Raw genomic sequence first — 7,177 nt, 5'->3', positions numbered from 1 at the left:
CGCCTGGCCGGCACCGGGCGGCCTGCGCGACCTGCGCGCGCTGCTGATGGCCGCCGAGCGGCCGTTCGTGATCGCCGGCGGCAGTGGCTGGGATGCGGCCGTCTGCGCCGCGCTGCAGCGCTTCGCCGAGAACTGGAACCTGCCGGTCGGCTGCGCGTTCCGCTTCCAGGACCTGTTCGACAACCGACATGCCAACTACGCCGGCGATGTCGGCATCGGCATCAACCCGGCGCTTGCGCGGCGTGTCGGCGAGGCCGACCTGGTGATCGCCATCGGCGCGCGGCTCGGCGAGATGACGACCGGCGGCTACACGCTGCTGAAGGCGCCGCGGCCGCTGCAGAAGCTGGTGCACATCCACGCCGGGCCGGAGGAACTGGGCCGCGTCTATGCGGCCGACCTGCTGCTGCAGTCATCGATGGCCGCCGCCGCGAAGGCGCTGGAAGCGCTGGCCGCGCCGACCCAACCGGCCTGGGGCGAGTGGACGGCGGCGGCGCATGCCGACTACGAAGCCAACCACGTCGCCGCCACGGTAGAGCCGCTCGACATGGCCGAGGTCATCAAGACCATCCAGCGCCTGGCACCTGCCGACACCGTCTACACCAACGGCGCCGGCAACTACAGCGGCTGGCTGCACCGCTTCTGCCGCTATCACGGCCTGCAGCACGCCGGCCGCACGCAACTCGCGCCGACGGCCGGTGCGATGGGCTATGGCGTGCCGGCCGCCGTGGCCGCGGCGCTGCTGTATCCCGAACGCACCGTCGTCAACATCGCCGGGGATGGCGATTTCCTGATGACGGGGCAGGAGCTGGCGACCGCCACCGGCTACGGCGCGACGCGGCTGATCAGCGTCGTCGTCGACAACGGCACCTACGGGACGATCCGCATGCACCAGGAGCGCGAGTACCCCGGGCGGGTCAGCGGCAGCGACCTGTTCAACCCGGATTTCGCGGCGCTGGCCGAGGCCTTCGGCTGGCGCGCGGCGCGTGTCTCGGACACCGCGGGCTTCGAGCCGGCGTTCGCCGCCGCGCTGGCCAGCGGCCGCCCGACGCTGCTGCACCTGAAGCTCGATGCGAACGTCAGCACCAGCCGCAGCAGCCTGCAGGCGATCCGCGAGGCGGCGCAGAAGCGACTCGGTCACGCATGACAAGCCCGAGCGGCGCAGAGGGTGAAAGCGTCTGTCAGATGACTTGTTCAAGACAATGTCATACCCGCGGTGTCATACCAACGATATATTGCCGACGATGAACAAAGTGCTTCCCGTCAATCCCACGCCGGCACCGACGCCGGCAGAGCGCTGGGTGTGGCGGGCCTGCCTCGCGGTGTCGCTGGTGTGGCTGGCGGTGGCCTGGGCCGGGCAGGCGCGCTGGTGGCCGGGGGCGCTGCTGCTGGCCTTGAGCCTGTTGCCGCCGTTGTTGCGTTCGCAGCGCCGGCAGGTCGCGGTGCCGGGTTACGACACGCTGGACGTGAGTCCGTGGGGCCTGGTGCACCGCAGCGGCCTGCCCGACGATCCGCAAGAGCCGTCGACCCGGCGCCTGGCCTGGTCCGACATCCGGCAGGTCGACGTGCTGACCACCGAAGACGGCCCGCTCGGCGAAGACCTGTTCTTCGTGCTGATGACGCAGCCCGACAGCGACGTCGATGCGCTGGCCGTCTCGAACGCGCAGGCGGTGCCGACCAAGTTGCTGGATGCGATGGCCCAGCACCTGGGCCCGCTCGATCAAGCGCAGTTGCTGGCCGCCGTCAGCACGCGTGAACTGAAGCGCTTCACGCTGTGGCGGCGCTGACCCGCAACACTACGCCGGCCGCATCTGTTTCAGCCACGCGCCGGGCGACAACCCGGTCGCGCCCTTGAATCGACGGGTGAAGTGGCTCTGGTCGGCAAAGCCCACGGCTGCGGCCACCTCTGCCAATGCCCGGCCTTGCAACAGCAGCTTGCGGGCCTTCGCGAGCCGGACTGCGTTCAGGTAGAGGTGCGGCGGCACGCCGAAGTGCTGGGCGAAGGCGCGGCTCAGGTAGACCCGCGACACGCCAGCCTCGACGGCGAGTTCACCGATCGACAGGTCTCGATCGGCGTTCGCCCGGATGTGGTCCCTGACGCGCTGGAGCCGCTTCAGCCCTGCGTGCACCGGCGGCGGCGCGGTTCTGGGCGATTCGCCATGCCGCAGCAGGAGTTGCACGAAAGCCTCCATCAGCAGCACTTCGCCTCGCATCGATTCCTGCGGCTGGCCGGTCGCGAGGATCGCGCGGTGCAGCGTTGCGGCCGCCTGGGGGTCGTGGATGACCGGTTCGCGGAAGTAACGGCTGCCCTGGATCCCGGCGGCGCGCTGCAAGACGCCGGGCAGCACATCCGCCTCCACGTACAGCATGCAATAGCCATAACCGCCGGCCTGGCCAGGCAGGCCATCGTGGGCCTGGTCGGGGTTCAGCAGGATGACGTCGCCGGGCACGCTGGTCTGGGTCGTGCCCCGGCAGTTGAAGGTCTGCACGCCGCTGCCGGTCAGGCCGATGCCGTACTCCGGATGGCTGTGCCGTTCGAACGCGTGATCGGTGAAGTGCGCTCGCATCAGCGTCACGCCCGCGGCGCCGGCCGGCCGGTACTGCACCCAGTCTGAAGCTGCCGGCGCGTCTGCCTGCATCTCGATGGCCCTTTGCGATTTACAACGGTACAAGACGTCGGCGGCACGCCTCGTCACAGTGGCAGCTTTCCAGCTTCCTGCCGCAGCTCATGCACATCCGACCCGCGAGTGTCGACGACATTCCCACCATCGAGGCGCTCTATCACGAGGCGATCAGGTTCCAACGCGAAGGCGGCCACCCGTCCTGGCAAGACCTGGACCTCGCCGTCGTCGAGAAGGACATCGCCGAGCGCTGCCAGTACGCGCTGGTGCTGGACGGCCAGGTGGCGGGCATCTTCAGCTTCTGTCCGCCATCGCTGATGGACAGTGAGATGTGGCAGGGGCTGGCGCCGGAATCGGCCCGCTACATCAATCGCATCATCGTCGGGCAGGCATGGAAGGGCCGGCAGCTGTTCGCGCCCATGCTGGACTGGTGCGAACGCGAGGTGCATCGCCTGGGCCTTGGTGTGCTGCGACTGGACACCTGGGCGCAGAGCACCGCACTGATCCGCCACTACGGCAGGTTCGGCTTCAGGCGGGTGGGGGAGCGCATCACCTCGACGAGCGACCGATTGCCACCGCAATATCGGGGCATTCACCTGGTGATCATGGAGAAGCCGATCGGCTAGCGGCTCTTCTTCCAGAGCAGCAACACCACCCCCGCGAGCACCACGCCCGCGGCGGTCCACTCGTAGTGCGTGACGGTCTCGCCGGCCACCGCGACGCCCAGCAGCATCGCGATCACCGGGTTCACGAAGGTGTAGCTCGACGCGAGCCCGGCGCTGGCCTTCGACAGCAGCACCATGTAGGCGTTGAACGCGATCAGCGAGCCGAACACCACCAGGTAGAACCAGGCGCCGACCGCCTTCGGCTCGGGCGGCCACTGCATCTGCTCGCCGGTGACGGCCGCCAGCAGCAACAGCACCACGCCGCCGCAGATCATCTCGCTGGCGAAGCCGGTCGCACCGGGCGCGAGGGGCAGGCTGCGCTGGCTGAGCACGCTGCCGATCGACCAGGTGACGCAGGCCGTCGCGATCGCGGCCAGCCCGACCGGCGAGGCCTGGAAGCCGGCGCCCTGCGTCAACATCAGCACGCCGGCCAGGCCGATCGCGATGCCCAGCAGTTCGATGCGGCTCGGCACCACGCGCCACAGCAGGTTCAGGCCCGCGATCATCAACGGCACCACCGCGATGAACGCGACCACCAGGCCCGAGCCCACGGTCTGCTCCGAATAGGCGGTGCAGCCCATGCCGCCGCCCAGCATCAGCGCGCCGACAACCAGGGCATTGCGCCATTGCACGCGGTTCGGCCACGGTGCGCCGCGCCAGCGCATCCACGCCATCAGCAGCACGCCGGCGAACAGGAAGCGCGAGCCCATCTGCAGGAAGGGCGGGAAGCTGACCAGCGCGAACTTGATCGCAAGGTAGGTGGAACCCCAGACCAGCCAGGTGGCGGCCAGGCACAGCAGGATCAGCGCCTGCGGGCCGCGATCGGGCTGCACGGCGGCGGTGGGTGATGAAGCGGACATGTGGGAACTCGATGCAGAAATCAGGTCGACATCGTACGAAGGCGCGCGGCGCATTGGAAGGCGAAACACAAGGTCGATCGACGCAACGCATGCTATGTTTGATGGACTTTCGGAGGGTTTGCCTTGAACGCTGAAATCGACGCCCATGACACCCGCATCCTGGCCGAGCTGCAGGCCGATGCGCGCCTGACGATGGCCGAGCTGGGCCGCCGCGTGCACCTGAGCCAGCCGGCGGTGACCGAGCGGGTGCGCAAGCTCGAAGCGGCCGGCGTGATCACCGGCTACCGCGCGACGGTCAATCTCGGCAAGCTCGGCTATGGCATCCGCGCGATGGTGCGCGTGGGCCGCGCGGAGTACGCGCGGGTCGTGAAGCTGGTGCAGCAGAGCCCGGAGGTGGTCAGCGCCTACAACGTGACCGGCGAGGACAGCTGGCTGCTCGAGATCGCGGTGATCGACGTGCCCCACCTCGACGCCGTCGTCACGAAGTTCTGCTTGCTGACCGAAACCTCGACCGCGATCATCTTGAACACCCCGCGCGAGCACCAGACGATGCTGCCGCCGCGCCGCGAAGATGTGAAGCCACCGATCAAGAAAGTGACCGCATGAGCGCCGACCACGCGAACGATTTCGCCACCTGCGACCTGTGCGATGCGCACAAGAACGACACCGACGGCGCGTTCCGCGTGCTGCCGCCGGTGTTCCGCGACTTCGGCGGCCGGCCGAAGTTCAGCGGGCCGGTCAGCACGGTGAAGTGCTTCGAGGACAACTCGCTGGTGAAGGCGGCCGTCGATTCTCCGGGGCAGGGCCGGGTGCTGGTGGTCGATGGCGGCGGCTCGCTGCGGCGCGCGCTGGTCGGCGGCAACCTCGCGGCCGCCGCGGCGCGCAACGGCTGGGCCGGGCTGGTCGTCGACGGTTGCGTGCGCGACGTGGCGGAACTGGCCGTCTGCGATGTCGGCATCCGCGCGCTGGCGCTGATGCCGCTGCCGACCGAGAAGCGCAACGAAGGCCAGCGCGACGTGCCGGTGCAGGTGCAGGGCGTGTGGGTGCGGCCGGGCGAGTGGCTTTATGCGGATGAGGACGGGATCGTGGTGATGCCGGCGCCGTAGAACATGCCGGCGCCGTAGAACATGCCGGCGCCGTAGAACATGTCGCCGCGGCGAACATGTTCCTGAAACGTGTTAAAAAAACTCGATTAATTTAACATGTTAACGCGCCGTCACCGGGTCAGCAGCCCGAACAGCGGTTCGTTGATGAAGTACACCTCGCGGCCGATCTTCTGACCGCTCAGCACGCCGAGCCGTTCCAGTTCGCGCAGGTATTTGGCGCAGGTCTGCCGGGTGCCAAGGCCGGCACGCTCCAGGAACTGGATCTTGCAATACGGCTGGCGAAAGACCTGCTCGATCAGGTCCTTGCTGTAGACGCCGGGCGCTTCGCGTTGAACGCGCTCCCGCACGGATTCCATCAACGCGAGGATGTCAATGATCTGTTGCCGGGTGCGGAGCGAGGTCTGCTCGACCGCATCGAGCATGTACAGCACCCACTCGATCCAGGCACCTTCTTCCGTCACGCGGCGCAAGCCTTCGTAGTAGGCGGCCTTGTGATCGATGATGTGGCGAGACAGGTAGAGCACCGGCTGAGTGAGCAGCCCGCAGTCGACGAGGTAGAGGATGTTCAGGATGCGGCCGGTGCGCCCGTTGCCGTCGGGGAACGGATGGATGGCTTCGAACTGGTAGTGCATCAAGGCCATCTTCACCAGCGCATCGAGCCCGTCTTCGGCGTGCATGAAGTTCTCGAGCTCTCGCAGCTTGTCGCGGATGACGCCATCGCCTTCCGGCGGGGTGTAGATCGTCTGGCCTCGGCCGTTCGCGATGCGCGTTCCGGGCGTGCGGCGGACGCTGAAGTCCGCTTGCTTGATGAGCTGTGCGATCTCGATGAACAGGCCGGTCGCCAAGGGCCGCGTGCCGATCTGCCGGAAGCCGTGGTTCAACGCCTGGCGGTAGCGCAGCACCTCCTTGGCCTCGGGGCTGGCAGGCAAGGACTCATCCGATGCCGCCTTGAACAACTCGTCATTCGTCGTCAGGATGTTCTCGATCTCGGACGAGGCTCGCGCTTCCTGCAGGACCAGGCTGTCGAGGAGCATCGCCTGATCGGGCATGCGCTCGGCCATGCCTTTCAGCTCGGCGAGCGCCCGGCTCGCGGTGATGGCCTTGCGCAGCACGGCCGTCGTTTCCAGCGCTGTTGCCGGAGGCAGCGGCGGCAGATCGTTGAAGGGCGTGTTGCGATCGAACATGCGTGGCGCTCCTGGAAGAGGCCGCTATTGCACCACTTGCACCAGTTCCAGCAACCGGTCCAATCCGCCCGCATTGATCGCCACCATCGCCTGCGCCCGCACCGCCGGCTTCGCGTGGTACGCCACCGAGAGCCCGGCGACGCCCATCATCGGCAGGTCGTTCGCGCCGTCGCCCATCGCGATGGCCTGGCTCGGCGGGATGCCGAGCTGCGCACAAGTCGCCAGCAGCATCCGCTTCTTCTCGTCGCCGTCGCAGATGTCGCCCCAGGGTTGATCGACCATGCGCCCGGTCAGCGCGCCATCGGCCACCTCCAGCACGTTCGAGCGCGTGAAGTCGATCTTCAGCCGGTCGCGCACGTGGTCGGTGAAGAAGGTGAAGCCGCCCGACACCAGCAGCGTTTTCATCCCCACCGCCTGGCAGGCCTGCACCAGCGCCGCGGCACCGGGGTTCAGCTGCAGCCGCTCATCGAGCACCTGCTGCATCGCGCTGACCGGCACGCCTTTCAATAGCGCGACGCGCCGGCGCAGGCTGTCCTTGTAGTCGGCGATCTCGCCGCGCATCGCCGCTTCGGTGATCGCCGCGACCTCGGCCTTGCGGCCAGCCGCGTCGGCGATCTCGTCGACGCATTCGATGTTGATCAGCGTCGAATCCATGTCGAACGCGATCAGCTTGAAGTCCGCGAGCCGCAGCGGCGGCGTGAAGCGCTGGATGACGAGGCCGGGAGCGAATTCAGAAGTCATGGA

9 protein-coding genes are annotated in these 7,177 nt (G+C 67.9%); 5 read left to right on the top strand and 4 right to left on the bottom strand.

Annotated elements, in window-relative coordinates; all coding sequences use genetic code 11:
- Together ACXJLU_RS24805 and ACXJLU_RS24800 are read left to right on the top strand one after the other, a co-directional pair.
- Window positions 1-1,144: thiamine pyrophosphate-dependent enzyme (locus tag ACXJLU_RS24805; protein WP_457335570.1), on the top strand; the 1,144-nt coding region annotated here is incomplete at its 5' end.
- 97 nt (window positions 1,145-1,241) lie between these two features.
- Window positions 1,242-1,784: a hypothetical protein gene (locus ACXJLU_RS24800; RefSeq protein ID WP_457335568.1), complete on the top strand. Its 543-nt coding sequence runs from the start codon at window positions 1,242-1,244 to the stop codon at window positions 1,782-1,784.
- Between the two features lie 9 nt (window positions 1,785-1,793).
- On the opposite strand, the gene ACXJLU_RS24795 is transcribed toward ACXJLU_RS24800, so the two are convergent.
- Entirely contained in the window at window positions 1,794-2,636 is an 843-nt protein-coding gene (locus ACXJLU_RS24795; protein ID WP_457335566.1) for an AraC family transcriptional regulator, read from the bottom strand.
- A gap of 89 nt (window positions 2,637-2,725) precedes the next feature.
- Between ACXJLU_RS24795 and ACXJLU_RS24790 the strand changes: the two genes are divergently transcribed.
- Window positions 2,726-3,244, top strand: coding sequence for a GNAT family N-acetyltransferase (locus ACXJLU_RS24790; protein ID WP_457335564.1), 519 nt, complete (start codon window positions 2,726-2,728; stop codon window positions 3,242-3,244).
- Here the strand turns inward: ACXJLU_RS24790 and yedA are convergent.
- Entirely contained in the window at window positions 3,241-4,143 is a 903-nt protein-coding gene (yedA, locus tag ACXJLU_RS24785; protein ID WP_457335562.1) for a drug/metabolite exporter YedA, read from the bottom strand. The genes ACXJLU_RS24790 and yedA overlap by 4 nt on opposite strands.
- A 123-nt stretch (window positions 4,144-4,266) precedes the next feature.
- On the opposite strand from yedA, the gene ACXJLU_RS24780 reads away from it, so the two are divergent.
- Both ACXJLU_RS24780 and rraA read left to right on the top strand, forming a co-directional pair.
- On the top strand, window positions 4,267-4,749 hold the full coding sequence (locus tag ACXJLU_RS24780) for an Lrp/AsnC family transcriptional regulator (RefSeq protein WP_073465367.1): 483 nt from the start codon (window positions 4,267-4,269) through the stop codon (window positions 4,747-4,749).
- Complete coding sequence (rraA, locus tag ACXJLU_RS24775; RefSeq protein ID WP_457335560.1) at window positions 4,746-5,249, top strand: ribonuclease E activity regulator RraA; 504 nt, start codon at window positions 4,746-4,748, stop codon at window positions 5,247-5,249. The genes ACXJLU_RS24780 and rraA overlap by 4 nt, the downstream gene beginning before the upstream one ends.
- A 110-nt stretch (window positions 5,250-5,359) precedes the next feature.
- Here rraA and ACXJLU_RS24770 read toward each other — a convergent pair whose 3' ends face one another.
- Both ACXJLU_RS24770 and serB read right to left on the bottom strand, forming a co-directional pair.
- Window positions 5,360-6,433, bottom strand: coding sequence for a Fic family protein (locus ACXJLU_RS24770; protein WP_457335558.1), 1,074 nt, complete (start codon window positions 6,431-6,433; stop codon window positions 5,360-5,362).
- Between the two features lie 24 nt (window positions 6,434-6,457).
- Complete coding sequence (gene serB, locus ACXJLU_RS24765) at window positions 6,458-7,174, bottom strand: phosphoserine phosphatase SerB (protein WP_457335556.1); 717 nt, start codon at window positions 7,172-7,174, stop codon at window positions 6,458-6,460.
- Window positions 7,175-7,177 lie beyond the last annotated feature (3 nt).

It is taken from the genome of Rhizobacter sp. P5_C2, assembly GCF_054049715.1.
This window is presented reverse-complemented; position numbering and strand designations above follow the sequence as displayed.

What these genes read in the sequence shown, in the direction of transcription:
- serB (WP_457335556.1), bottom strand. Translation starts at nt 7,174, where the DNA reads ATGACTTCTGAATTCGCTCCCGGCCTCGTCATCCAGCGCTTCACGCCG.
- ACXJLU_RS24770 (WP_457335558.1), bottom strand. Translation starts at nt 6,433, where the DNA reads ATGTTCGATCGCAACACGCCCTTCAACGATCTGCCGCCGCTGCCTCCG.
- ACXJLU_RS24790 (WP_457335564.1), top strand. Translation starts at nt 2,726, where the DNA reads ATGCACATCCGACCCGCGAGTGTCGACGACATTCCCACCATCGAGGCG.
- ACXJLU_RS24800 (WP_457335568.1), top strand. Translation starts at nt 1,242, where the DNA reads ATGAACAAAGTGCTTCCCGTCAATCCCACGCCGGCACCGACGCCGGCA.
- yedA (WP_457335562.1), bottom strand. Translation starts at nt 4,143, where the DNA reads ATGTCCGCTTCATCACCCACCGCCGCCGTGCAGCCCGATCGCGGCCCG.
- rraA (WP_457335560.1), top strand. Translation starts at nt 4,746, where the DNA reads ATGAGCGCCGACCACGCGAACGATTTCGCCACCTGCGACCTGTGCGAT.
- ACXJLU_RS24795 (WP_457335566.1), bottom strand. Translation starts at nt 2,636, where the DNA reads ATGCAGGCAGACGCGCCGGCAGCTTCAGACTGGGTGCAGTACCGGCCG.